1 protein-coding gene is annotated in these 820 nt (G+C 45.2%); it reads left to right on the top strand.

Annotation, left to right across the window (positions count from 1 at the left end):
• Window positions 1-57: 57 nt before the first annotated feature.
• On the top strand, window positions 58-820 hold a 763-nt coding region (locus tag AC1DWB_RS36405; protein ID WP_477545910.1), incomplete at its 3' end, for a ribokinase.

Here is an 820-nt window from a genome sequence, read left to right on the forward strand (position 1 = left end):
ACCTTAACCTCAGTGGCTTATCCTTCTTATGAAATGGGTTATGAGGCGTGTGCAGCTTTGATCAAGCAAATCAAAAGTGAAGCGGACGACCGGAATCTCGTCTATGAACCATCTCTGTCCATCAGGCACAGTGTTACTTCACCTCTGAGCTTAGATGATGCCCCCGTCGATCAGATCGTCATTGTCGGCAGTTTGAATATGGATATCATCATGAAGGTTTCACATATTCCTAAGGTCGGGGAAACGATCCTGACGAACGACATCAGGAGTGCAGCCGGCGGTAAAGGAGCCAATCAGGCAGTCGGCGCAGGGAAATTGGGCGGTAAGGTGTATATGATCGGTCGCGTGGGCAATGATCTGTATGGCCGTGAACTATATAACAGCTTGATCAAAAACAGAGTCGACGCGAGTGGCATTGCATTCGATGATTTGTTACCCACAGGCAACGCATATATTTATGTTTCCGATAATGGGGATAACAATATTGTGGTTAATCCCGGAGCCAACTCGCGGCTAAGCGTGGAACAAGTCAGGTCGTTTGAATGGATCTTTGAAAAGGTGACGTATTGCTTAATTCAGATGGAAATTCCTATGGATACAATCGAGTACGTGACATCCATTTGCCGCAAACATAACGTTAAGCTCATCTTAAATCCAGCACCTGCAAGAGAGATTGATTACGAATATTTCAAGGATTGCTTTCTGGTTATCCCCAATGAAACCGAGATCGATTTGATGATTCCAGGGGATTTCACGATTGAAGAAAAAGCCTGCAAGCTGCTGGAAAAGAATTTTCAAAACGTCATTGTGACCTTGGGCG

This window comes from Paenibacillus sp. P4_E11 (assembly GCF_056401635.1).